Source organism: Streptomyces sp. NRRL B-24484 (assembly GCF_000717715.1).
In the GTDB taxonomy this organism is placed as follows: Bacteria; Actinomycetota; Actinomycetes; order Streptomycetales; family Streptomycetaceae; genus Kitasatospora.
Genome location: NZ_JOAI01000009.1, coordinates 16,001 through 38,955, shown reverse-complemented (window position 1 = coordinate 38,955; position 22,955 = coordinate 16,001). Strand labels below are relative to the sequence as shown.

Genomic DNA, 22,955 nt, shown 5'->3' with positions numbered 1-22,955 from the left:
CTCCCGGGCGTTGCTGGGGCGTGCGGTGGTCTTCGGTTGCCGCGGGCGGGGCGCCTTCGCCCCGACGGCGGGTCAGTTCTCTGCGGCAGGAGGCGCGTCGGGCGCGGGCCCGCTCTCGCGGTTCTCCTTGAGAAAGGCGTCGTAGACGGCGAGCAGGGCCTGCTTCTGCCGCTCGTTGATCAGTGGATCGGCGAGGATCGCGACGCGGAGTTCGAGCCCTTCCTCGCGCCGCTCCTCCAGGATTCCGGCCTGCACGTACAGCGTCTCGGCCGAGATCCGCAGCGCCTTGGCGATCTGCTGCAGGATCTCCGCGCTCGGCTTGCGCAGCCCGCGCTCGATCTGGCTGAGGTAGGGGTTGGACACCCCGGCCGCATCGGCCAGCTGCCGCAGCGAGAACTGTGCGTTCCGCCGCTGCTCGCGGATGTACTCGCCGAGCGAGCCGACGTTCAGTGAGGCCATGCACCCAAGCATGCACAGCGCTGCTTGCAATTGCAAGCACGCTGCTAACTGCAGCAACCATGCCGCCCGGCGGCCGGGGCGGGGCGGGGCGCAATCGGGGCCGGGGCAGGGGCCGGATCGAGGCGGCGCGGATCAGGGGCGGGGCGCCTTGGGGCCGTGGACGGCGAGGTACTCGTCGGCGAGCCAGGGAGCGAGGTCGGCGACGAGCAGCGCGAGGACGGCGGGGTCGGCGGCGGGGGTGCGCGCGGTGGCGGCGGCCAGGCGCATCTGGTCGGCACGGGCCGGGTAGCGGGTGGCGAAGACCTCGGCGGACCGGTCGAGATCGCTCGTCCAGCCGTTCCACTCCGGCATGACCAGGGTGAAGCCCGTCCGCACCAGACGTCGGGAGATCCCCCGGGCGAGCCGGCGGCGCTCCTCGGCCGCCGGACCCGCGGCGAGGCGCTCCCGCCAGCGGGGCAGGGCGAGCACCAGGTCGCCGTTGGTCTCGCGGGCCAGCAGCGGGCCGGGCCGGTAGCGGGGCAGCTGCGCGGCCAGGTCGTCCCCGATGAGCGGGGTGCACAGGCAGGCGAGGAAGAACCCCAGGTCGTACCGCTCCAGCGGGCTGAGCAGGGTGTCGGCGCCGAAGACGAGCACCCCGGCGCCGTCGACCACCGGGAAGTCCCGGTCGAGGCCGGCACCCAGGGCTTCGGCGTAGGCGCGGTCGGCCCCGGTGGGCTCGCGGTGCAGCGCGAGCAGCAGGTCGAGGTCGGAGACCCCCGGTGCGGCCGTCCCGCGCGGGATGCTGCCGTACAGGTAGGCGCTGTGCAGGCGGTCGGGCCCGAAGCGGGCGGCGATCCGGGTACGGGTGGCGTCGACGAGCGGCCGGAACGCCGCCTGGACGCGGTCGAGGGAGCCCTCGCGGGCGATCGTCCCGTCCTCGGCGAGCCCCCGGTCGAAGCCCGTCTCGCCGCCGGAAGCGCCGGGCCCGACGGCGCCCCCGGAGCCGTCCGAACTGCTGCGATCGCGGGTCATCGCGCCACCCCGGCCCGGCGTTCGAGGTTGCCCGCCATGGCGGCCAGCACGCGGACGGTCTCGGCGTACTGAGTGCGGGTCAGCCCGTCGAGGACGGCCGCCCGCAGCTCCGCGACCCGCGCCTCGACCGCGTCGTGGAGCTCGCGGCCGGGGCCGGTGAGGCGGACCGTACCGTCGCCCGCGGTCTCGGCCCAGCCGTGCGGCAGCAGTCCGGAGGGGCCGTGCAGCAGGTCGTGGACGCCGGCCCGGGCGTCCGGCAGGAAGGGGGCGAGGGCTGTCGCGAGTCCGTCCGGCGCGAGCGGGCCGCCGGCCAGGGTGTGCAGGACCTGCCACTGCCGCCGGTCCACGCCGAGGTCGGCGAGGTCGGCGGCGAAGCCGTCCTCCAGGAGGTCGTGCAGGTGCTTCAGCCAGTGGCCGATGGGACGGCCGGTCGGGTCGTCGGTCTTCACGGCAGCTCCCCCATGCCCATGTAGAATGACATGCAATTGTTCTCCACTATGGACCTGGACGGCGATGGACCGCAAGGACGTTCCCGGGGCGGCGACCGGACCGCAGACCACCGAGGCCACCGCAGGCATCGCAGGCATCGAAGCCACCGCAGAGACCGAGGTCGCCGGGATCGCCGACGCCCTGGTGGCGCTCCGGCGCAGCCAGTCCCGGCGGACGCTGGCGCGGCTGGCCGCACGTCGCACCGGGCCGGCCGTCGACGGCCCGTCGACCGCCCCGCCGGACGGCGTGGTGCAGTTGCTGGACGCGGTGGAGGGCGCCTCGGCGCTGGCCGTCACCGAGGCCGCCTCCGCACTCGGCGTGGACCAGCCGCGGGCCAGTCGGCTGGCCGCCCAGGCGCTGGCCGCCGGGCTGGTGCGCCGGGAGGCCGACCAGACGGACGGTCGGCGTTCGCTGCTGCGACTCACCGCGGACGGCCGGGCCCTGCTCGAACGGGCGCACGCCTTCCGCCGCGGGGTGGTGGCCGAGACCACGGCCGGCTGGAGCCCGGAGGACCGTGCCAACCTGGCCCGTCTGCTGGCTCGCTTCGTGGCCGACTTCGCCGCGGTCACCGGCACCGACCGCCCGGCAGCTGACCGGCTCCGCACCGACGGCCCGGGCAGCTGACCGCCCCCGCAGCCGGCCGACGCAAGAGCGGCCGACGCGAGAGCGGCCGACGCGAGAGCGGCCGGCCGGCGGTTCCGAGGAGCGCCGGCGCCGCGGGTTCCCGTCAGCGGCGCGGGGTGACCCCCAGGCTGCGGGCCAGGTCGGGCGCCAGCGGGTAGGGGCGCTCGGGCGGCAGCAGCCGGACGGCCTGGGCGTTCCGTCCGGCACGGATCAGCCCGGCGATCCGGTGCACCTGCGGGGTGAGGTCGGTGACCGAGACGGTCCACTCGTCGACGAAGGTGCCGATCATGGCGCGGCCCACCCCGATCTGGATGCTGTAGTGGTTGAGCGCGGCGCCGGCGGCGGACCGCTCCGGGTCCCACTGGACGTGCACCGCGGCCCGGGCGAGTGCGTCCTGGTCCCCGCTGGTCGGGGCGGCCGAGGCCAGCGCGTGCTCCCAGCCCTCGCGGGTGATCCGTACGGCCAGCACCCGTTCCTGCCCGGGCTTGCGGGCCCAGTTGCTGCGGTGCATCAGCCAGCGGAAGGAGGGCTTGATCCAGGTCATCCGGCCGCGCGAGAACGGCTCGACGAACCGCCCGGCGGCGACGGCCGGGCCGGCGATCGCCGGCCCGTACGCCTGGTAGACGACGATGGTGCGCTCGTCGAAGTCGGCCCGGATCTGGCGCAGTTCGGTCACCGGCCCACCCTGCCAGCCGGCCGGTCGGCCGCGCAGTGGGTTTTCCGCCACCCGGTCCGGACCCGGCGGTGCGCCGGACGGCTACGCCGTCCGGGCCGGGACGGCGCAGGCCTCGGAGAAGCCCTGGCTGGTCAGGCCGAACGCGCTGTTGATGCGCGAGCGGAAGTTCTCCAGTGCGGCCATGGCGGTGAGTTCGACGAAGGCGGCCTCGCCGAGCCGGGCGAGCAGGGTGGCGGCGAGTTCGTCGGTGACGGCGGGCTCGGTCTCGGTCACCGCCTCGGCGTAGGCCATCACCTGCAGTTCGAGTTCGGTGAACGCCTCGGTGTGCTCCCGCCACTGCGGCACCAGGGCGATCTTCCGGAGCGGCAGGCCGAGCCCGTCCGCCTCCCAGTGGCCGTAGTCCAGGCACCAGGAGCAGTTGATCCGGGCGGCGGCGGCCATCACGGCGAGGTGCTTGAGGCCGGGGTCGAGGGCGTTCCAGCGGGCGACGCCGCGCTCCATCCGGACGAACGACAGCAGCACCCGGCCGTTGTGGCCGAGGGCGAGCCCGGGATCGAGGACCTTGCCGTACGTCCGCCGGCAGTACCAGGCGCCGATGCGGTTGAGCAGGGTGCGGGGCGGGGTGAGCGGTATGCGGGCCATGGCCGTGCCTCCTGGGTCGTCGCGTTGTTCTCGGAGGGGGACGACGCGGCGCCCGGAAACGTGACACCGGGCGGCACACGGGCACGGGTGCGGTCAGCCGGTGCCGGTGAACCGCCGGTAGGCGGGCGCGAGGAGGTCGGCCAGGTCGCGGCCCCGGACGGTGCTGCCGGAGGGTCCGAGCGGATCCAGGGCGGGGGCCGCCGGCCGGTCGTCGCCGTGGGCGCGGAGGGTGAAGTCGCCGTCCCAGAACGCGCGGTCCGGTCCGGTCGTGGTGCCGGCCGGGCGTCCGGCGGGCCGTTCGTCGGTCATCGCGGTCAGGCTCCCGTGGCGTCGGCGGAGAGGGTGAGCAGGTCGCGCAGGGCGTCGGCGGAGAGTTCGGTGATCCACTGCTCCCCCTCGCCGACGACGCTGTCGGCCAGGGTGCGCTTGGCCTCGACGAGTTCGGCGATCCGTTCCTCGACGGTGCCGGTGCAGACCAGCCGCCGGACCTGGACGCCGCGGCGCTGGCCGATCCGGTGCACGCGGTCGGTGGCCTGGTCCTCGACGGCCGGGTTCCACCACCGGTCGAGGTGGACGACCTGGTTGGCGGCGGTGAGGGTGAGGCCGGTGCCGCCGGCCCGCAGCGAGAGCAGGAACACCCCCGGCCCGTCCGGCTCCTGGAAGCGCCGGACGAGCCGCTCGCGTTCGACCCGGGGGGTGCCGCCGTGCAGGTGGAGGACCTCGGTGCCGAGCCGTTCGGCGAGGTGGGGGCGGAGCCGGGCGGTGAACTCGGTGTACTGGCTGAAGACGAGGGTGCGCTCGCCGCCCGCGAGGGCCGCGGCGAGGATCTCCTCCAGCCGGTCGATCTTGCCCGAGCGGCCGGCCAGCGGGCCGCGGTCGCGGACGAGTTGGGCGGGGTGGTTGCAGACCTGCTTGAGCCGGCCGAGGGCGGAGAGCACCGCGCCCCTGCGTTCGACGCCGCGGACGCCGTCGACGCGCTGCAGCAGGTCGGCGACCACGGCCCGGTAGAGGCCGGCCTGTTCGGCGGTCAGCCCGCACGGGACGGTGAACTCCTGCTTGGCGGGCAGGTCGAGGGCGATCGCGGGGTCGCGCTTGACCCGGCGCAGCAGGAACGGCCCGGCGAGCCGGCGCAGCCGTTCGGCGGCGGCCGGGTTGGCGTTCCGCTCGACGGGGACGGCGAAGCGTTCGCGGAAGGACTCGGCGCTGCCGAAGAGTCCCGGGTTGGCGAAGTCGAGGACGGCGTGGAGTTCGGCGAGCCGGTTCTCCACGGGGGTGCCGGTGAGGGCGATCCGCGGGCCGGAGGGCAGCGAGCGCAGGGCGCGGGAGCGGTCGGTGGCGGTGTTCTTGACGGCCTGGGCCTCGTCGGCGACGATCCGCCGCCAGTGCACGGCGGCGAGGTCGGCGGCGTCGCGGCGGACGGTGTCGTAGCTGGTGACGACCAGGTCCGCGGTGGCCGCGGCGGCGCGGGCGGTGCCGCGCTCGGGGCCGTGGTGGACCAGGACGCGCAGGCCGGGGGTGAAGCGGGCGGCCTCCCGCTGCCAGGTGCCGACCACGGAGGTCGGGCAGACCAGCAGGGTGGGGCCGTCGGCACCCTCGGCGTGTTCGCGGGCGAGCAGGGCGAGGGTCTGGACGGTCTTGCCGAGGCCCATGTCGTCGGCGAGGACGGCGCCGAGGCCGAGTCGGCCGAGGGCGTGCAGCCAGGCGGCGCCGCGCCGCTGGTAGGGGCGGAGTTCGCCGTGGAAGCCGGGCGGGGCGGCGGCGCCCGCGGGGTCGGCGGCGTCGGCCGGTTCCGTGCCGGCCCGGCCGGCGAGCAGGTCGCCGATCGGGCCGTCGGCGTGGACGGCGGTGACCGGGAGTCCGGCGATGTGGGCGGTGTCGTCGAGGGCGAGCCGCAGCAGCTCGGTGCGGTCCATGGTGCCGGTGGCGTGCCGGGTGAGGAAGGCGTGGGCGGCGCGGATCTGGACGGTGTCGACCTCCGTCCAGCGGCCGCGGAGGCGGACGAGTCCCTGTTGGGCGGCGGCGAGGTCGGCGAGTTCGTCCTCGGTGAGGGGGGTGTCGCCGAGGGCGGCCTGCCAGCGGAAGGCGAGCAGGTCGTCGCGGTCGATGCGGGAGGGCCGGTCGACGGCGCCGGGGGTGGCGGTGCGGGCGGTGAGGGTGAGTCCGAGCCGGGGGCGGCGCTGCCACCAGGCGGGCAGCAGGATGCCGAAGCCGGCGCGGTCGAGGGCGGGGGCGGCGTCGCGGAGGAAGGCGAGGGCGCCGGTCCGGTCGAGGGCGAGGCCGGTGGGCCTGATCTCGCGGGCGGCGGCGCGCAGGGCGGGGTGGATCAGGGCGGCCCGGTCGAGTTCGGCGGCGAGCGCGGCCGCGGGGTCCGGGACGGTGCGGGCGAGGGCGGCGTGGCCGGGGCCCTCCGTCCACAGGTCGGCGGCGGGGACGAGCAGCGACGGCCGGTCGGTGGCCCGGAGCAGCAGGTCGAGCCGCCAGTCGTCGTCCGGGCGGCCCTCGGGTTCGTCCTCGGGTTCGTCCTCGGTGGGGCCGAGCGGTTCGACGAGGCGGAGCACCAGGCGGACGGCCGGGTCGGCGGGGACCCGGGCGTGCCAGGCGGCGAGGCGTTCGGCGAGGCCGTCGGGGACGGTGTCGAGGCGGCCGTCGGAGGTGTGCAGGGCGGTGAGCCAGGGGTCGTCGCCGGGCGGGGGCGGCAGGTCGGCGAGGGCGGCCCGGGCCTCCAGGTCGGTGAGGGTGTCGAGCGCGTCGGCGAGCAGGCCGTCGGCCCGGCGGCGGCCCGCGGCGGCGGCCGGGTCGGCGGCGAGGCAGACCCGGGGGCAGCCGGCGGCGAGGGCGGCGGCCTCGGCGCGGTCCTCGCCGTCGGGTGCGGGCCGCCAGCAGGCGTACGGGGTGCCGCCGTCCTCGCGCAGGGCGGGCAGGACGCGGCCGCGGCCGACCATCCGCCAGGCGAGGTCGTGCACGGCGGTGAGCCAGCGCAGCGAGGAGCCGTAGGCGATCTCGGTGGGCGGGCCGTCGTCGGGCTGGCAGTGGGCGGTGGCGCGGTCCGGGTCGAAGAGGGCGCCGAGCAGTTGGGCCGTGTGCGGGCCTTCGAGGACGAGGACGGGCACCCGCCAGGGGGTGGGGGCGGCGCCCTGCGGGCGGGTGCCGGCCGGCAGCTGGGGCGAGGGGGCGGGGGCGCCGCCGAGCGAGGGCAGGTGCAGGGTGGTCCAGCGTTCGGCGGCCTGTGCGGCGAGCCAGCCGGGGCCGGGGCCGAGTCCGGCGAGCAGGCGGGCGGTGCCCGCGGCGGGGTGGGCGTAGGGGTGCCTGGCGGGGCCGGCCCCCGGTCCGGCGGCGGGGCGGGTCGGCCGGTCGCGGTACGCGGCTCCGCTCTCGGCCCAGAGGGCGAGCCGGCCGCCGTCCTGCCAGAGGGCGTGCAGCGCGTCCATGGGTGAACCTTCCGTGGGCCGACCGGTTCACCCTAACCGGGGGAATCCGGAGGCCGCCCCGGCCCCGTTCCGGCGCCGTCCCGCCACTCGACGGACCCAGTGGTTGAACTTTGAACCAGATGGGGTTATGGTGGAGCCAACAAGTTGAAGCCTAAACAATATGGCTTCGTACCAGAGGAGTGAGCCATGGGCATCTTCAGCCGCCGCAACGACACCGCCACCGCCGTCGCCACCACCCCGGCCGCCGTCAACGGCCCGGACCTGGGCCACCTGAGCGGCGAGTGGGCCATCGACCCCGCGCACAGCCGGATCGGCTTCGCCGTCCGCCACGCGATGGTGACCAACGTCCGCGGCGAGTTCACCGAGTACGACGGCAAGCTCAAGCTCGACGGCGCCGAGCCCGGCAACTCCTCCGCCGAGCTGGTGATCAAGGTCGCCAGCGTGGACACCAGCCAGGCCCAGCGCGACGAGCACCTGCGCACCGGCGACTTCTTCGCCGCCGAGAGCTACCCGGAGATCCGGTTCACCTCCACCTCCGCCGAGCGGATCGGCGAGGACACCTACCGGATGACCGGTGACCTCACCATCAAGGACGTCACCAAGCCGGTCGTCCTCGACCTCGACTACACCGGCCACGCCACCGACCCGTACGGCGCCGCCCGGATCGGCTTCGAGGGCCGCACCACCGTCGACCGCACCGAGTGGGGCCTGACCTACAACGCCGCGCTGGAGACCGGCGGCGTGCTGATCGGCGAGAAGGTCAAGCTCACCTTCGACATCTCCGCCGTGAAGTCCGCCTGACGGCAGGACGGTTCGCAGCAGCACCCCGGCCACGCCCCCGCCGACACCGACGGCGGGGGCGCCGCCGTGCCCGGCCCCGGCCGGCCGGTCCGCCTCGGCTACAGTCGCTGGTCGAACGGGGGTACGGCCATGGAACTGCGGCAGTTGCACTGCTTCGTCGCCGTCGCCGAGGAGCTGCACTTCGGCCGGGCGGCCGAACGGCTGCTGCTCGGCCAGCCCGCCGTCAGCCAGCAGGTCCGGCGCCTGGAGCGGGAGTTGAAGGTCGAGCTGTTCGACCGTTCGCCGCGCCACGTCCGGCTCACCCCGAGCGGCGAGCGCTTCCTGCCCGCGGCCCGGGCGGTGCTGGACGCCGAACGGTCCGCCCGCACCCTCGCCGCCTCGCTCACCACCCCGGACCGCCTCCGCCTCGGCACGGTCACCGGCCTCGGCGCCCGCCTCGACCGCATCCTCGACGCCTACGAGCGGCACGCCCCCGGCGTCGAGGTGGAACTCTGCGCCCTGCCCGCCGCCGAACGGCTCGCCCGGCTCGCCGACGGCCGGCTCGACGCCGCCTTCGTCCGCGGCGTCCCACCGGAGCAGGACGGCGAACTGCGTCTCCTCCCGCTCTGGGAGGACGAGTTGACCGTCGCCCTGCCCGCCCGGCACCCGCTCGCCCGGCATGACGCGATCGACCTCGCCGACCTCGCCCGCCTCCCGCTGCGGCTGACCGAACGGCGCAACCACCCCGCGCTGGTCGACCTGGTGACGGCCGCCTGCCGCGAGGCCGGTTTCGAACCGCTCCCGGGCCCGCCCTCCGGCACCCTGCAGGACACCCTCGCCGCCATCGGCTCCGGCCCGGCCAGCTGGACGGTGGTCTACACGGAGAACGCCCGCCGGACGGTGTCCGGCCGGGTGGCCTTCCGCCCGCTGCGCACGCCCCGCCTCGCCCTCCCGACCTCGCTCGCCGTCCGGCCCGGCACGCCGCTGCCCCGACTGCTGCTCGGCGCCTGCCGACAGGACCCGGCACCGCCGGCCACACCCCCCGACAACCACCCGTGAACTGCAACGATCAGGGTTCGTGATCGCTGCCAGAGCCGATCGGGTCTGGGTCGCGGCCCGCCCCCGGGTGTGGACTCTTCCCAGGAGGCCGGACCGGGCGGAGGAGCCGCACCGGACGGCCGAGGACCGAGGAGATCACCATGCCGATCGTCACCGTGCAGCAGGGCCCCCGCACCGTCGAGCTGAAGCGCGAGCTGGTCAAGAAGATCACCGACGCCTTCGTCGAGGCCTACGAGATCCCGGCCGAGACCGTCCAGGTGTGGATCCACGAGGTTCCGGCCGACAGCTGGGGCGCCGCCGGCACGCTGATCGCGGACAAGTAGCCGCGCCACGGGGGCGGGTGGATCATCCCGGTCCGGGCAGCAGGGCGGCGGCGTCCTCCACCGGCAGCCAGCTGCCCGGCGGGCGCCGCAGCCAGCCCTCCCTGCGTCCCAGGTCCGTCGCCGCCCCGAGCAGCGCAGTCAGCCCGGGATGGCGCAGGCCCGGCCGGTGCACCAGGCCCACCAGGCTGAGCGGCACCGGGTCGACCAGCGGCCGGGTGACGCAGCCCGGCACCTCGGGACCGCCGACGGTGGTCAGCACCGGCTCGCGGTGACGGGCGAGGTAGCGGGCGAGCTCCGGGACGCCGACCGGCGGGGCGTGTCCGGGGGCGGCCGTCAGGCCGTGGGCCGCCAGCAGGTCGAGTCCGAGGTCCGTCCACTCGGTGGTGGCCGGATTGCCGGCCAGGACGTCCACGGGATGGCCCGCCAGGGCCGCCAGCGGGACGGCCGCCCGACCGGCCAGCGGGTGGTCCGCCGGCAGGAAGACCGCCATCGGCTCCAGCCGGACCGGTACGTGCGCGAGTTGGGCCCGCACCCGGGCGGGCAGGCCGGCGTGCCGGCCGAACGCCACGTCCAGCCGGTGCGCGAGCAACTCGGCCGCGCCGGCGGCCAGTCCGCCGTGGAAGCGGGCGAGCAGCTCGGCCTCCGGCTCGGCCGCGCGGGCCGCGGCGAGCAGGCGGCCCGGGGTGAGGTCGGCGCCGTCCACGTCGTTGCCGAGGTCGACCAGCAGCGGCCGGGCCCGGACGGCGGAGACGATCTCGTCGTGCAGGGCCAGCAGGCGGCGGGCCTGCGGCAGCAGCGCCTCCCCGGCCGGGGTCAACTGCACGCTGCGGGTGGTCCGGTGGAACAGCACCTCGCCCAACTGCCGTTCCAGCGTCCGGACGTCCCGGCTGAGCGCCTGCTGGGCGAGGTGCAGCAGGGCCGCCGCCCGGCCGAAGTGCAGGGTCTCGGCGGTCGCGACGAAGCCGCGCAGCAGACGGGGGTGGAGGTCCTGGGGCACGATCACGGCAGCGTAGGCAACCGTCCGACGATTGACAACAGGGATGCGTGGATCCGGCCGAACAGGTGTTGGACCGGCGGCCGGGCCCGCCGCCAGGCTGGTGGTACCGCCGATCCTCGACCGGGAGCCCCGTGTTCACCTCGTACCGCCGCATCCTCGCCCTGCCCGGGGCGCTCGCCTTCACCCTCGCCGGACTGCCGGCCCGGCTCTCCATGTCGATGACCGGAGTGTCCGCCGTCGTCCTGATCTCGGAGCGGCGCCACTCCTACGCGCTGGCCGGGGCCGTCTCCGCCGCCGGGCTGGTCACCCTCGCCGTCCTGCTGCCGCTGCTGGGCCGCCTGGTCGACCGGTACGGGCAGGCCCGGGTCGCGGTGCCGGCCGTCCTGGCGGCCGTGGCACCGATGGCCGGACTGCTGCTCTGCCTCCGCTCCGGCGCGCCCGACTGGACGCTGTTCCTCTGCTGGGCCGCCTGCTCGACGGCGCCGAACGTCGGCGGGATGGTCCGGGCCCGCTGGGCCCACCTGCTGCGCGGCGACGAGGCCGGTCAGCACCTCGCCAACTCCCTGGAACAGGCGCTGGACGAGCTCTGCTTCATGCTCGGCCCGGTGCTGGCCGTCCTGCTCTGCCGGGCGCTCACCCCGGAGGCCGGACTGCTCACCTCGGCGGCGCTCTGCGTGGCCGGCGTCCTGCTGCTCTCCGCCCAGCGCGGCACCGAGCCGCCGCTCGCCCCGGCCTCGGCCGGCACCCCCGGTGCCGACCGGACGAACGGGACCGACCGGACGGCCGGCGGGCGCGGCGGTCTCCTGGTGCTGCTGCCGATGTTCCTCGCCACCGGGGTGGTGTTCGGCTCGATGGAGGTCACCACCATCGCGTACACCGACGCGACCGGGCACGGCTCGCTGGCCGGGCTGCTGCTCGGCCTGGTGGCGGCCGGATCGTGCGTCTCGGGCCTGGTGTTCGGGCTGCTGCGGCCGCGCCGCGGCCCGGTCGCCCGGCTGCTCGGCGGGGTCGCCGCGATGGCCGTCCTGATGCTGCTGCCGGCGGCGGCCGGGCTCTCCGGCGCCGGGCCCGCGGTGCTGGCGGCGGCCCTCTTCCTGGCGGGCTCGGGCACCGCGCCGACCATGGTGAGCGGGATGACGCTCGTCCAGCAGCTCGTGCCGGCCGGCCGGCTGAACGAGGCGATGGCGGCGGCGGTCTCGGCGATCCTGGTCGGCATCTCGGCCGGCTCGGCGCTCGGCGGCGCGGTCGCCCAGCGCCTGCCCGGCGGCACCGGCTACGTCGTCCCCGCCGCCGCCGCTGCCACCGCCCTGCTGATCGCCGCCACCGGCACCCGCCGCCTGCGCGCCACCGCCCCCACCACCGGGACGCCCGCCGCCGGCCTCGCCGTCCCCGTCGCGGCCGGCCTCCCCGACTGACCCCGTGTCACCCCCACGCCCCACCGCAGGGGACGAAACCCCGGTGCCGCTGTCGGCACCGACCGCTAGCGTCGCGGTCATGGCGGCAGGGATCACGTACGTACGGGGAGACGCCACCGCGCCGCAGGGCGCCGGGGTGAAGGTGATCGCGCACGTCTGCAACGACCTGGGCGGCTGGGGCAAGGGGTTCGTGCTGGCGCTCTCGCGGCGCTGGCCGGAGCCGGAGGCCGCCTACCGGGCGTGGCACCGCGAGCGGGCGCGGAACGACTTCGGGCTCGGCGCGGTGCAGCTGGTCCGGGTGGACCGGTACGTCTGGGTGGCGAACCTCGTCGGCCAGCGGGGCATCCGGACGGGCCGCTCCACCGGGGTGCCGGTCCGGTACGAGGCGATCGACACGGGCCTGGCGGGGGTCGCCGGGCACGCCCGGCGGCTCGGGGCGTCGGTGCACATGCCGCGGATCGGCTGCGGGCTGGCCGGCGGCCGCTGGGAGCGGGTGGAGCCGCTGGTCCGCGCCCGGCTGGCCGAGCACGGGGTGGCGGTGACGGTCTACGACCGGTGAGCCGGCCGCGGCCAGCTGTACTCGTACTCGGTGACCTCGTCGCCGCCGGGGAGTACGGCGGTCCGTTCGGCGGTGCGCACCCCGCCCTCGCGCTCGTAGAAGGCGAGGGCGCGGGGGTTGTCGCGCAGCACGTCCAGGCGGAGGACGGCGGGGGCGACGCGGTCGAGTGCGGACCGCAGCAGCAGGGTGCCGATGCCGCCGCCGGTGCGGCCGGGGCGGACGTGCAGGTTGTCGAGCAGGACCCGGCCGTCCGGTTCGGGCACCAGGTAGGCGAAGCCGAGCGGGCCACCGTCGGACGCCTCGGCGATCAGCAGGACGGGGGTCCACTCGGGGCCGCCGTAGTCGGCGGTGAGGCGCAGCTCCCAGATCTCCCGGTGCTGGGCGGGCAGTCCGTCGCCGAGCGCCTCCGCGGGGACGAGTCCGGCGTACGCCGTGCGCCGGCTGTCGGCGTGCAGGGCCGCGACGGCGGGCGCGTCGGCGGGTCCGCCGTCGCGGACGGTGATCTCCGAGGTCATGCCCCGAGCCTTTCACGGCCCGCCCGGGCGTCCGCCGCCCGGTCGTGGGCAGGGCCAGGGCGCTGTCGGGGCACGGCCGGGCGCAGATTCCGCTTGAAGTCGTGCAGGGGGCACCCCTAGAGTCTCCCGAGGCATGTTTTGAACGCGTTCGAAATATGCCTCGGCGGGGCGGTACCGGGTGCGGAGGGGAGATCCGGTACGGCCCCGCCCGGCCCGCGTACCCGATCCGGGCGGGGCACCCCCCGCACCCGGCTAGGCTCAGGGCCGTGGACGAGCAGAAGGGCGGCACCCCCGGCATGGACGAGAGCGCCCAGGAGGCTGTGCTCGGGGCGGAGCTCCCGGGCGGTCGGGCTCGCCCCAAGACCGGCAAGAGCGAGCAGACCCGCGCGCTGATCCTCGAAACCGCCATGCGCCTGTTCCAGGAGCGCGGCTACGAGAAGACCACCATGCGCGCGATCGCGGCGGAGGCCGGGATCTCGGTCGGCAACGCGTACTACTACTTCGCGTCGAAGGAATTCCTCATCCAGGGGTTCTACGACGGGATGACGGTCGAGCACGCGGTGGACGCCGCGCAGCGGATGCAGGGCCACACCGAGTTCGCCGACCGGCTGCACCTGGCGCTCTCGTCCTGGCTGGACTGCGCCGCGCCGTACCACGAGTTCGCCGCCCAGTTCTTCCGGACGGCGGCCGACCCGAACAGCTCGCTCAGCCCGTTCGCCAACGAGTCGCACCGCGCGCGGGCGACCGCCGTCGGGCTCTTCCGGGACGTGCTGACCGGCTCCGACGTGGCGCCCAAGCTGGACAAGGAGCTCGCCGAGCTGCTGCCGGACCTGCTCTGGCTGCACCTGATGATCATCGTCCTGTACTGGGTCTTCGACCACACCCCGGACCAGGAGCGGACCCGCGAGTTCGTCCGCCGGTCCACCCCGATGGTCGCCAAGGTGGTCGTGCTCTCCCGCTACCGGGTGTTCCGTCCGCTGGTCCGGGACGTCAAGGGCCTGATCCAGGACTTCATCCTGCCGACGATAGGCCGCACCGCGACCTGAGACCGGGCACCCGCGAGCCCCCGTCACCGGGGGCCTGCCGGTCAGAAGCCGTCCGGGTTCCAGGCCTGCACGGCGGTGCGCAGCAGCAGGTCGGCCCGCTCGGCCGCGCCGGTGCCCAGCTCGGTCAGCAGCCCGGCCGCGCGCAGCCGGACGGCGGACTCGGTGCCCAGGTACAGCGCGGCGAGCGCCGAGGCGTCCAGCGCGAGGTCGGCGGACCCGTCGGTCGGGGTGCAGCGGCCGGTGCCGTCGGCGGCGGTCTCCAGGGCCCAGCGGCCGGCCGCGAAGCCGTCCGGGTCGCGGACCTCCAGGACGAGCCGGCCGGGCGCGCGGTAGCTGCGGGCGGCGAAGGCGGCGGGCAGGTCGAGCAGCCGCAGCCAGAGGAAGTCGGAGCTGTCCCGCCCGGGGACGGCCGCGCGCGGGTCGGTGAGCAGCAGCGGCAGCGGGTCGTCGGGCGCGAGGTTGGCGATCGCGACGGTGCGCACCCAGTCCACCGAGAACGCCAGGCGCCACAGCGCCACAGCGGCCTCGCGGTCCAGCGCCAGGAAGTCCTGGACGGTGAGGGTGCAGTTCGGCAGGTTGCCCTCCCACACGTCGTCCACCGTGTAGGCGATCAGACCGGTGACGGTGCCCCCGGCGTCGCGGTGCAGGGCGAGGAAGGGCTCCTTCCAGTCGAAGCCGGGCAGGGTGACCTCGCCCGTGTGCAGCTTCCACCAGGTGTCGCTGCGGCCGATCGCGCCGGGCTGCTGCCGCCGCCAGCGCTCGTGCAGTTCGGCGCCGTGCTTGCGGGCCTCGGCCATGGTGACGAAGTCGGTCCGTCCGGCGGAGGCCGGCAGGTCCTCGCGGAGCCGGCCGCGGCCGAGGTCGACCGTCCAGGCCTGGTTGCGGGTGGCCGCACCGAAGCCGTACCGGCCGTAGATGGGGTGTTCCGCGGCGATCAGGATCGCCGCGGCGCTGCCGCGTTCCTTCGCGGCCGCGAGGTCCTGCGCCATCATCCGGCGGAGCAGGCCGCGGCGGCGGTGGGTGGAGTTCACCGTCACGGCGGTGATCGCGTCGACCGGCAGCAGGGCGCCGCCGGGCACGGTGAGCCCGGTGTCGAAGCTGCGGAAGGTGGCCACGCAGCGGGACGGGTCGTACGGGTCGAAGGCGCCGAGGAAGCGGCCGGGTTCGAAGGTCAGCCGCCGGTACTCGGTGCCCTCGGCGAGGTGGGGGCGGAGGAATCCGCGGGCCACCGCGCGGTCCCACAGCGGGAGCTCGTCCTCGGTGACGGCCCGGACCTCGACGGCGTCCGGGGCGGTCGGCCGCCCTTCGGTGTGCCGGTCGGCCCCGGCCGGTGCGTCCTTGCTCATCCGGCCACGGTACGGCGGGCCCGGAGCCCCGGCATCCGAATTTCGGCGTGCCCGGCGGCACCCGCGGTCTCACGTTCCTGGGCGCCGTGGTGCCCTCGCGGCCCGCGCCCCGGCCGCGGCCCGTCGGTCAGCCCTGCCGGCGCGGCTGCGGGTGCGGCAGCCTGGGGTGGCGGTAGGGGGCGTACGGCTCCGCGGTCTCCGCGGCGGTCGGGCGGGCGGCGTACACCCGCTGCCGGCCGGCCCGGACGGTCCGCCGGCGGGCGTGCGCCAGCGCCTGGCGCTCCGGTTCCGGCGCGACCGGGTGGCCGCCGGGCGGCACCGCGGCGGGCCCGCCGGGACGCCGGGCGGCGGCCAGCGCGGCGGCCCTGCGGTCGGCGAGCCGGGCGGAGCGCCGGGCGAGCGCCCGGGCGTGCTGCACGTCGAGGTGGGCGGTGGCCCGGGCGGCCATCCGCTCGGCGACCCGGTGGGTGGCGGTGTGGTGCGCGGGCACCTTGTCCGGGGCGCCCGCGATCAGGTCGAACAGCCAGGTGCGGGCCACGTCGGCGCGGGCGTGCAGCCGCCGCTCGCGGCGGATCGCGCGCTGCATCCGGCGGGGCCGGGAGGGGTAGCGCCAGCGCGCCCAGGGGCTGCCGGGCCGGGCGAGGCGGACGGCGCCGACCCAGGCGAGGCCGGGCACCATGATGCCGAGCAGGCCGGTCCACAACTTGCCCTTGACCAGGGCGACCACCGAGACCAGGGCGTTCACCGAGATCACCGCGACCAGGCCCCAGCGGCCCTCCCCCGCCGGGGAGGACTGGCCCGGCACGACGCCGAGCGGCACGTAGCCGGTCAGCAGCATCGCCGTCCCGAGCAGCACGAGCACGACGGCGTCCACCGACTTGCGGCCCTGTTCGCTCCAGTAGACGTCGTCGAGGTGCAGGATCAGCGCGAACTCGTCCAGCACCAGGCCGCAGCCGATGCCGAAGCACAGGCCGAACCAGTCGATCCACGGGTGGCCGCCGTTGGTCGCGAACACCCCGATCCCGCCGACCAGCAGGAAGCCCAGCCCGAACACCATGTGGTGGATGTGCAGCCCGCCCGGGGTGATGTTGCCGGGCCACCAGCGCACCTGGGCGCGGATCATCCGCACGCTGAAGCGGATGCCGACGAAGGACACGACGAAGCCGACGAGCAGCAGGAAGAGCGGCTGCTTGTGCGCGTCGACGATGTGCTCGCGGTAGCCGTCCAGCAGGTCGTTGATCACGGGTGGTGCCTTCGTTCTCGGGTGGAGCTCCGGGGCGTCGAGGGGCCAACGACCGGTCAGAACCCGCGGGTGCGCTTGGCGGCCCGGCGGGGGACGAGCAGGTGGGGTGCGAGCGGATCGGTCGCCCCGGGGGTCTTCAGGAAGAGCCGGGCGACCTCACCCCCCAGGTTGACGCCGATCGCGAGGGCCATCGCCAGTGCGGCGGCCCGGGTGACCGAGACCAGCCCGGCGCTGGCGTGCCCCTGCGCGAAGGACAGCATGCCGAGGTAGAGCGCGGAACCGGGCAGCAGCGGGCCGATCGCCGCCGTCACGTAGGGCAGTGCGGACGCCCGCCGGTAGCGGGCCGTCAGCTGGCCGAAGAGGCCGACCAGGCCGGCCGCGGCACCGGTCGCCGCGATCGGCGAGACCCCGGCGTTCGTCAGCACGCCGTACGTCGACCAGCCGATGCCGCTCATCAGCACGGCCATCGCCAGCGTCCGCCGCTCGGTCTGCAGCAGCACCGCGAAGGCCAGCGCCAGCACCATCGCGGCGAGCAGCTGGATCGGCGGGTCGACCGCGCCGCCGATCGACTCGTCCGGGCGGAGCTTGGCGTTGTAGTTGACGCCGAGGTAGAGCACCGACATCACGCCGATCACGATGCCGGCGATCAGGTAGAGCACCTCCAGCAGGCGGGCGGCGGCGGTGATGTAGAAGCCGGTCAGGCCGTCCTGCACGGCGGCGACCAGCGCCCGGCCGGGCAGCAGCGCGAACAGGCCGCCGGTGATCACCACCGAGCCGCGCAGGTGCAGGTCGTTGAAGGAGAGCACGATGCCGATCAGCGCGGCCGGCGTCGCCGCGACCACGAACTGGTAGAACTCCGGCAGTCCGCGCCGGGCGATCAGCGAGGCGATCCGGTCGCCGACCACCGCGGCGAGGAACGCGCCGGCGAAGACCAGCCACGCCTTGCCGTCGATCCGCCCGCCGACCAGGAAGGTCGCCGCGCCCGCCAGCAGGCCGGTGGCCAGCGCCAGCAGCCAGGCCGGGTAGGGGTGCCGGTTGCGGCGGATCACGGCGAGCCGCCGGTAGGCGTCGTTGACCGGGATCTTCTCCGCGGTGATGTCGGCGACCAGCCGGTGCACCGAGGCCAGCCGGGTGTAGTCCGAGGTGCGCCGGCGGACCGTCCGGGCGGCGCTCACCGGCGGGTCGATCAGCGAGGGGTGGTACGAGATGGAGATCAGCGTGAAGGTGACCTGCGGCTCGCAGTGGTCCAGCCGGTAGGCGTGCGCGATGCCCAGCATCGCGGCCTCGACGTCCTCCGCGGCCTCGCCGCTGGCGAGCAGCAGTTCGCCGATCCGCAGCGTGAGGTCGAGCACCCGCGGGACGTGCCGGGCGGCCGACGGGTGCAGGTCCCGCGGGGTCCGCTCGAAGGCCGGCCGCTCGGTCATCGGGGTGCGCAGCAGGGTGCGCATCCGGTCCGGCCAGGGGGCGGAGCCGGGGGCGCCGGCCTGAAGCTCGGAGAGGTCCACGCCGTGGGCCGGGGTGTAGCCGGCGGCGCGCCAGTCCTCGGGGGTGAGGGTGTCCTCGGACCCGCCGGCGGGGGCGAGCAGTCCCTCGGTGGGCGGGGGCGGCGGGGCGAGCGGCACCGCGGTCCGCGGCGGCCGGGCCGACGCGGCGGGCCCGAGCAGGCCCTCGGTGGGCGGCGCCTGGCCGGCCGGTCCGCGGGCGGGCCGCTCCGGTGCCCGGTCGGCGGGCGGCGCGACGGGGGCCGGGGCGGGCCCGCGGCCGCCCCTGGCCTTCTTTCCGCCGCCCGGCCGGCCCCGCTTCGGCACGTCCGCCACTCCTCGCCGCCCCTGGTGGCCGCGCCGGCCACGCTCCGATCCTGCGCCCCACCTTGCCCGATCGGACGCGCGGACGCACATGTCCACCGGGCCGGACGGCGCGGCTGCCGCACGGCCGGAGGGCGGACGTGACGGACATCACGGACATCCGCCCCGGGCGGAGGGGCACCGGGCCGTCCGGTGCCCCTGCGGCTCAGAGCCCGTACCGCCGCACGACGTCCTCGTGCCGGGCGGTGTCCGCGCCCGCGGCCTGCGCCAGGTCGAGCCAGCTCAGCGGGTGCTCCCAGCCGGCCGTCAGCCGCTGCAGCAGGGCGTCGGCATCCGCTGCGGCGGCGGTCGGCGGCACGCCGAGCGCCGCGTAGATGCCGGGCAGGCTGCCGTCCTCGTCGCTCGGGTCGGTGACGGCGTACTGGTCGCCGCTGTACGCCCACAGCCCGTACTGCTGCTCGGCGAGCGCCTCGCGGAGCGCGAACCAGGCGTCCTCGCCGGGCCAGGCGCCGTCCAGCCAGTGCGTGGTGTAGCCGGCCGGGTCGAGCAGCGCCAGCTGCCGGAAGGCCGGGCGCCAGGACTCGCGCGCGGTCCCGTCCTCGGGGCGCTCGTTGAGCACGGCCGGCCCGAAGACCACGACGTCCCGGTGGTTGAGCGGCACGTCCTCGCCGAGCACCGGCACGATCCGCGCGGTGGCCGGCCCGGTGCGGACGGCGGGCAGGTCGACGGTCGCCCCGTTGGTGCGGGTGGCGCGGACGGTGACCATCTGCCACTCCTCGTCCACCGGGCCCTCGTCGGCGTCGAACTCGATGCCGATCAGCGCGCCGGTGCTGCGGACGACCGCCCAGTCCCGGTTGGCGGTCGCGGCGGTGATCAGGTGCCACAGGTCGGGCTCCTGGACGGTGCGGTGCTCCTCGTCCTCGCCCGCCCGGTCGGCGGGCACCGCGTGCTCCAGCAGTTCCTGGTACAGCCGCTGGGCCCGTGCGTGGTCGCCGAGCCGGGTGGCCGCGGTGGCTGCGAGGCGCCGGGTGTTGAGCGCGTCCGGCTCGTGCCCGAGGACGCCGTCGCAGTGCTCGCCGACCTCCTCCCAGCGGCCCTGGGCGGCGGCCCAGCGGGCCCGGATCCAGTGCGCGTCGGAGGGGTTCGCGGGCATCAGCCGGTCGGCGAGCCGCCGGATCCCGTCGCCGTCCTCGGCGTCGATCAGCACCTGACCGAGCATCCCGGCCAGGTGCTCGTCCGCCGGGTCCTCGTCGAGGCGGGCCCAGAGCAGGTCCGCCGCGGCCCGCGGGTGGCCGAGCGCGTCCAGGGCCCGGGCTCGCTGCACGACGAGCGCCGCCGCGGCCTCGGCCGACTCGGCGCTCGCCGCGGTGAAGTGGTCCAGCGCCTGCTCGAAGGTGACCTGGCGGGTGCCGAGCCACTCCGGCAGTTCGGCGGCCGGCACCGGGGTCGCGGGCAGCGGCAGCGCCTCGGCCGCGGACCTCAACCCGGCGAGCCGCTCGGCGACGCCGTCGGTGCGGCGCAGCTGGGCGAGCTTGCGCTCGCCGGTGGCGGCGAGGGTGAGCGCGACCGTCCGGGCGCCGCGGGCGACGGCCAGCGGACCGGCGATCAGCAGCAGGTCCAGGCAGGGCCGGTGCGAGCCGGCGGTGTCCAGGTAGGCCACCCAGCGGGCGAGCCGGACGCCGAGGGCGGCGTCGTTGTCGAGCTCGCCGTGCGGCAGCGCGCCGGCCTCGGCGAGGGTCTGCACGGCGGTCGCCCAGCGGTGGCGGATGTCGGGGTAGCGGTCGGCCTCCTCGCCGTCCGGCAGGTGCTCCAGCGCCTCCGCGGTGCGGCCGAGCGCGGCCAGCGCGACGGCCCGGCCCGCGGCGAGCTTGCGCCGGTCGTCGTCGTCGAGCTGGTGGCGGGCGGCGTAGGCCCGTTCCGCGGTGTCGTACGCGGCCAGGGCGTCCTCGGGGCGGCCGAGGTTCATCAGCGCGGTGGCCCGGCCGTGCCCGAAGGCCAGCGACACCTGGTCGCCGGCCGCCTGGATCCGTGCCTGGGCGCGGTCGAGGTGGGCTAGGGCGTCCGCCGGCCGGCCGTCGTCCTCCAGGGTGTCGGCGTACTCCCGGGACAGGCAGTCGAAGCAGGCGCGGGCGGGCTCGACCCGGGCCAGCGTCTCCTCCAGCACGGCGAGTCGCTCGGCGACGTAGCCGGGGCCGTCGATGTTGGCGTGGCAGATGGTGAAGTCCTGCACGGCGCAGACCGACTGGGGGCAGGACGCGGTCTCCTCACGGTGCGCGAACTCCAGCAGGTCGACGGCCTCCGCCATCGCGGCCTCGCCCTGGTGGCGCTTGTTCAGCAGGTTCTGCATCCGCCAGTGCCGCAGGAACACCTCGACCCAGGGCAGGCCGAGCGCCCGGGCGGAGGCGAGCGCCTCCGGGTACATCGCGTCGAGCTGCTCGTTGCGGCCCTCGACGGCGTGCCCGGCGATCTCCACCAGGGCGGCGGCGAGCCGGTGGTGGCCCGCCTCGGACAGCTGCTCGTGGGTGTCCCGCACCCAGGCCCAGATGTCGGTGGTCATACGGTCTGAACTCCTCACGAACGAAGGATCGGGCACCCCGCCGGGGCGCCGGTGCTGCACCTCGGAGGCGCGGGTGGCGCACCTCAAGGGAGCGGGAGGTGCCCCCACGCGTCCCCGAGGTACTCCCTACTCCCAGGTCAGTGCAGCCACCGCGGTGCCGATGCCGGCGAGCGCCGCGGTGAGGTCGCCGTTGGCCGAGCCGCCCGCGGCGGCCATGATCACCTTGAGCGACCGCAGCAGCCCCGCGGCGGTGGCGCTCCCGGTGTGCCCCGCCCGGTAGGCGGTGAGCAGGTCCTGGACGGCCGGCGAGGCGAGGTTGAGGTAGAGCCTGGCCTTGACGGTGCCGTCCGTGCGGGCGGTGAAGGCCCGGGCGAGCCGCAGCGCCGCGGAGGGGATCCGGGCGTCCGCCCGGTCGTCCTCGATGCGGGCCTTGAGCTCGGCCTCCCGGTCAGGCACCAGGACGAGCGGCAGCCCCGGCGGGCCGAAGCGGGCGGGTACGAGTTGTTCGCCGTCGTCGGCGAGGGCGGCGGCGAGCCAGGCGGTCTCCTCCGCCGCGAGCGGCTCCGCGGGGTCGCGGAAGAGCTCGCGGTTGCCGCTCTCGCTGCCGAGTTCGACGATCCGGCAGTCCTTGAGCTGGGCGTAGCGCCGCAGGAAGGGCAGGACGGCGTACCGGTCGCCGCGGGCGATCGGCACCTGCATGGCGCGGTAGAGCATCTCCTCGAAGCCGCCGCCGCTGCCGAGGGCGACGTGCAGGGCGCCGCGTCCGGCGGCGCGCAGGGCGCCGGCGGTCAGGTCGCCCTGGGAGGTGGGGACGGGGACGTCGTCGGCGAGCAGGGTGAAGAGCCGGTCGTCGCAGAGGGCGGCGCCGAGCAGGTCCTGGCCGTGCCGGGCGAGGATGCGGCGCCAGGCGGCGGGGTGCAGCCGGGCGGTCTCGTAGAGGCCGTCGACGACGGCGTCGGCGAGCGCCTTCTGCAGGGCGCGGTAGTGCTCGTCGCGCTGCAGGTCCTCGCGGCTGGCGGTGGGGGTGAGCCGGCTGGACTCGACGACGCCGCCGATGAATCCGGCCCAGCCGGGCAGCAGGTCGCGGGCGTCGTCGGCGAGCAGCATGCCGCGGAGGTAGACGGCGAGGTCGCGGTTGTCGGTGGAGCCGTAGGTGCCGCCGTCCTGGACCCAGAGCAGGCCGACGGCGTCGGTGGCGCCCTCGACGGGGGTGACGGGGAAGGCGGTGAGCGGTTCGAAGCGGCGGCCGAAGGCGGAGGCGAAGTGCATCCTGGCGGTGTGCAGGTCGCCGTCGACGGTCTGCCGCCAGGGCACCAGGACGTCGTTGACGGGGCGTTCGTCCTCGCCGACGTACACCGGGATCGGCAGCAGGACGCAGTAGCGGCCGAGGACCTCGCGCAGCGCCTCCTCGTCGGCGAGGTGGCCGTGCTCGGCCTTGAGGCGTAGTTCGACGGCGGTGCCGGGGGCGGGCCGCGGCTCGACCGGTTCGACGCTGTACTGCTCGCCGCCGCGGCTGCGGTAGCGGTGGCCGAGGCCGGGTTCGCGGTGCGAGGTGGTGGTGACGGTGACCTCGTCGGCGACCGAGAAGGCGGAGAGGAACCCGAGGCCGAAGGCGCCGATGAGGTCCTGGTTGCCGGTCAGGTCGCGCAGCATCCGGGTGTAGCCGGTGCCGACGGTGGCGAGGTAGGCGTGGATCTCGGGCTCGGTGAGGCCGGCGCCGGTGTCCTCGACGGTGAGGGTGCGGCGGGCGGAGTCGCCCCGGACGCGGATCACCGGAGCGGCGGTGGACTCCGGGTCCTCCAGCCGGCGGCGGGTGTGCGAGTCGTGGGCGTTCTGGACGAGTTCGCGCAGGGCGACCAGCGGGGTGGAGTAGAGGTGGGTGGCGAGTACGCTCACCAGCCCGCCGAGGTCGACCTCGGTCGTGCGCAGATTGTCGGCGGGCGGCAGACCTTGGGACATGGGGCCGGATTCTGCCAGTACG

General features: G+C 76.0%; 21 protein-coding genes. 7 read left to right on the top strand and 14 right to left on the bottom strand.

All coding sequences use genetic code 11. The features are described 5' to 3' along the window. Positions 1–72 precede the first annotated feature (72 nt). The 3 genes from IE98_RS0110420 to IE98_RS0110410 all read right to left on the bottom strand — a co-directional run bounded on the left by IE98_RS0110420 (position 73) and on the right by IE98_RS0110410 (position 1,919). The gene (locus tag IE98_RS0110420) at positions 73–459 is read right to left on the bottom strand and encodes a helix-turn-helix domain-containing protein (protein WP_030267736.1); all 387 of its coding nucleotides are present in this window, start codon (positions 457–459) and stop codon (positions 73–75) included. 132 nt (positions 460–591) lie between these two features. Further along, on the bottom strand, positions 592–1,470 hold the full coding sequence (locus IE98_RS0110415; RefSeq protein WP_234443485.1) for a nucleotidyltransferase domain-containing protein: 879 nt from the start codon (positions 1,468–1,470) through the stop codon (positions 592–594). Next, positions 1,467–1,919: a hypothetical protein gene (locus tag IE98_RS0110410; protein WP_030267734.1), complete on the bottom strand. Its 453-nt coding sequence runs from the start codon at positions 1,917–1,919 to the stop codon at positions 1,467–1,469. Before IE98_RS0110410 ends, IE98_RS0110415 begins: the two co-directional genes overlap by 4 nt. 64 nt (positions 1,920–1,983) lie before the next feature. Between IE98_RS0110410 and IE98_RS0110405 the strand changes: the two genes are divergently transcribed. Further along, complete coding sequence (locus tag IE98_RS0110405) at positions 1,984–2,583, top strand: MarR family winged helix-turn-helix transcriptional regulator (RefSeq protein WP_078660907.1); 600 nt, start codon at positions 1,984–1,986, stop codon at positions 2,581–2,583. Positions 2,584–2,686: 103 nt separating this feature from the next. Here the strand turns inward: IE98_RS0110405 and IE98_RS0110400 are convergent, their stop codons facing one another. The 4 genes from IE98_RS0110400 to IE98_RS0110385 form a co-directional block, all read right to left on the bottom strand. Beyond that, complete coding sequence (locus IE98_RS0110400) at positions 2,687–3,259, bottom strand: DUF4291 domain-containing protein (RefSeq protein WP_030267731.1); 573 nt, start codon at positions 3,257–3,259, stop codon at positions 2,687–2,689. 81 nt (positions 3,260–3,340) lie between these two features. Then, on the bottom strand, positions 3,341–3,901 hold the full coding sequence (locus IE98_RS0110395) for a carboxymuconolactone decarboxylase family protein (RefSeq protein WP_030267730.1): 561 nt from the start codon (positions 3,899–3,901) through the stop codon (positions 3,341–3,343). 93 nt (positions 3,902–3,994) lie between these two features. Continuing rightward, positions 3,995–4,210 carry a hypothetical protein gene (locus tag IE98_RS0110390; protein WP_030267728.1) on the bottom strand — a complete coding sequence of 72 codons (216 nt, stop codon included), beginning with the start codon at positions 4,208–4,210 and terminating at the stop codon, positions 3,995–3,997. Positions 4,211–4,215: 5 nt separating this feature from the next. Then, positions 4,216–7,329, bottom strand: coding sequence for a DEAD/DEAH box helicase (locus IE98_RS0110385; RefSeq protein WP_030267726.1), 3,114 nt, complete (start codon positions 7,327–7,329; stop codon positions 4,216–4,218). A gap of 186 nt (positions 7,330–7,515) precedes the next feature. On the opposite strand from IE98_RS0110385, the gene IE98_RS0110380 reads away from it, so the two are divergent. From IE98_RS0110380 to dmpI, 3 genes are all read left to right on the top strand, one after another. Next, positions 7,516–8,130, top strand: a complete 615-nt coding sequence (locus IE98_RS0110380) for a YceI family protein (protein WP_030267725.1) — start codon at positions 7,516–7,518, stop codon at positions 8,128–8,130. A 129-nt stretch (positions 8,131–8,259) separates the two neighbouring features. Then, on the top strand, positions 8,260–9,168 hold the full coding sequence (locus tag IE98_RS0110375) for a LysR family transcriptional regulator (protein WP_030267723.1): 909 nt from the start codon (positions 8,260–8,262) through the stop codon (positions 9,166–9,168). A 26-nt stretch (positions 9,169–9,194) separates the two neighbouring features. Beyond that, positions 9,195–9,491: a 4-oxalocrotonate tautomerase DmpI gene (gene dmpI, locus IE98_RS51900; RefSeq protein ID WP_324605759.1), complete on the top strand. Its 297-nt coding sequence runs from the start codon at positions 9,195–9,197 to the stop codon at positions 9,489–9,491. A 22-nt stretch (positions 9,492–9,513) separates the two neighbouring features. On the opposite strand, the gene IE98_RS0110365 is transcribed toward dmpI, so the two are convergent. After that, positions 9,514–10,494: a LysR family transcriptional regulator gene (locus IE98_RS0110365; RefSeq protein WP_324605758.1), complete on the bottom strand. Its 981-nt coding sequence runs from the start codon at positions 10,492–10,494 to the stop codon at positions 9,514–9,516. A 125-nt stretch (positions 10,495–10,619) separates the two neighbouring features. Here IE98_RS0110365 and IE98_RS0110360 point away from each other — a divergent pair, with 125 nt between their 5' ends. After that, entirely contained in the window at positions 10,620–11,903 is a 1,284-nt protein-coding gene (locus IE98_RS0110360; protein ID WP_063748898.1) for an MFS transporter, read from the top strand. 79 nt (positions 11,904–11,982) lie between these two features. Then, positions 11,983–12,462 (top strand): macro domain-containing protein, encoded by a 480-nt coding sequence (locus IE98_RS0110355; protein ID WP_030267716.1) that lies wholly within the window; start codon positions 11,983–11,985, stop codon positions 12,460–12,462. Here IE98_RS0110355 and IE98_RS0110350 read toward each other — a convergent pair. Continuing rightward, positions 12,450–12,977 (bottom strand): GNAT family N-acetyltransferase, encoded by a 528-nt coding sequence (locus IE98_RS0110350; RefSeq protein WP_052390373.1) that lies wholly within the window; start codon positions 12,975–12,977, stop codon positions 12,450–12,452. The genes IE98_RS0110355 and IE98_RS0110350 overlap by 13 nt on opposite strands. A 266-nt stretch (positions 12,978–13,243) precedes the next feature. Here IE98_RS0110350 and IE98_RS0110345 point away from each other — a divergent pair, with 266 nt between their 5' ends. Continuing rightward, the gene (locus IE98_RS0110345) at positions 13,244–14,023 is read left to right on the top strand and encodes a TetR/AcrR family transcriptional regulator (RefSeq protein ID WP_234443484.1); all 780 of its coding nucleotides are present in this window, start codon (positions 13,244–13,246) and stop codon (positions 14,021–14,023) included. Between the two features lie 41 nt (positions 14,024–14,064). Here the strand turns inward: IE98_RS0110345 and IE98_RS0110340 are convergent, their stop codons facing one another. The 5 genes from IE98_RS0110340 to IE98_RS0110320 all read right to left on the bottom strand — a co-directional run bounded on the left by IE98_RS0110340 (position 14,065) and on the right by IE98_RS0110320 (position 22,933). Further along, positions 14,065–15,369 (bottom strand): GNAT family N-acetyltransferase, encoded by a 1,305-nt coding sequence (locus IE98_RS0110340; RefSeq protein WP_052390372.1) that lies wholly within the window; start codon positions 15,367–15,369, stop codon positions 14,065–14,067. Positions 15,370–15,496: 127 nt separating this feature from the next. Further along, the gene (locus IE98_RS42270; RefSeq protein ID WP_199922893.1) at positions 15,497–16,612 is read right to left on the bottom strand and encodes a hypothetical protein; all 1,116 of its coding nucleotides are present in this window, start codon (positions 16,610–16,612) and stop codon (positions 15,497–15,499) included. Positions 16,613–16,668: 56 nt separating this feature from the next. After that, on the bottom strand, positions 16,669–18,510 hold the full coding sequence (locus IE98_RS0110330) for a threonine/serine exporter family protein (RefSeq protein WP_063748897.1): 1,842 nt from the start codon (positions 18,508–18,510) through the stop codon (positions 16,669–16,671). Between the two features lie 112 nt (positions 18,511–18,622). Then, positions 18,623–20,974: a hypothetical protein gene (locus IE98_RS0110325; RefSeq protein WP_030267700.1), complete on the bottom strand. Its 2,352-nt coding sequence runs from the start codon at positions 20,972–20,974 to the stop codon at positions 18,623–18,625. A 126-nt stretch (positions 20,975–21,100) separates the two neighbouring features. Beyond that, positions 21,101–22,933: an ATP-binding protein gene (locus IE98_RS0110320; protein WP_030267698.1), complete on the bottom strand. Its 1,833-nt coding sequence runs from the start codon at positions 22,931–22,933 to the stop codon at positions 21,101–21,103. Between the last annotated feature and the right edge of the window lie 22 nt (positions 22,934–22,955).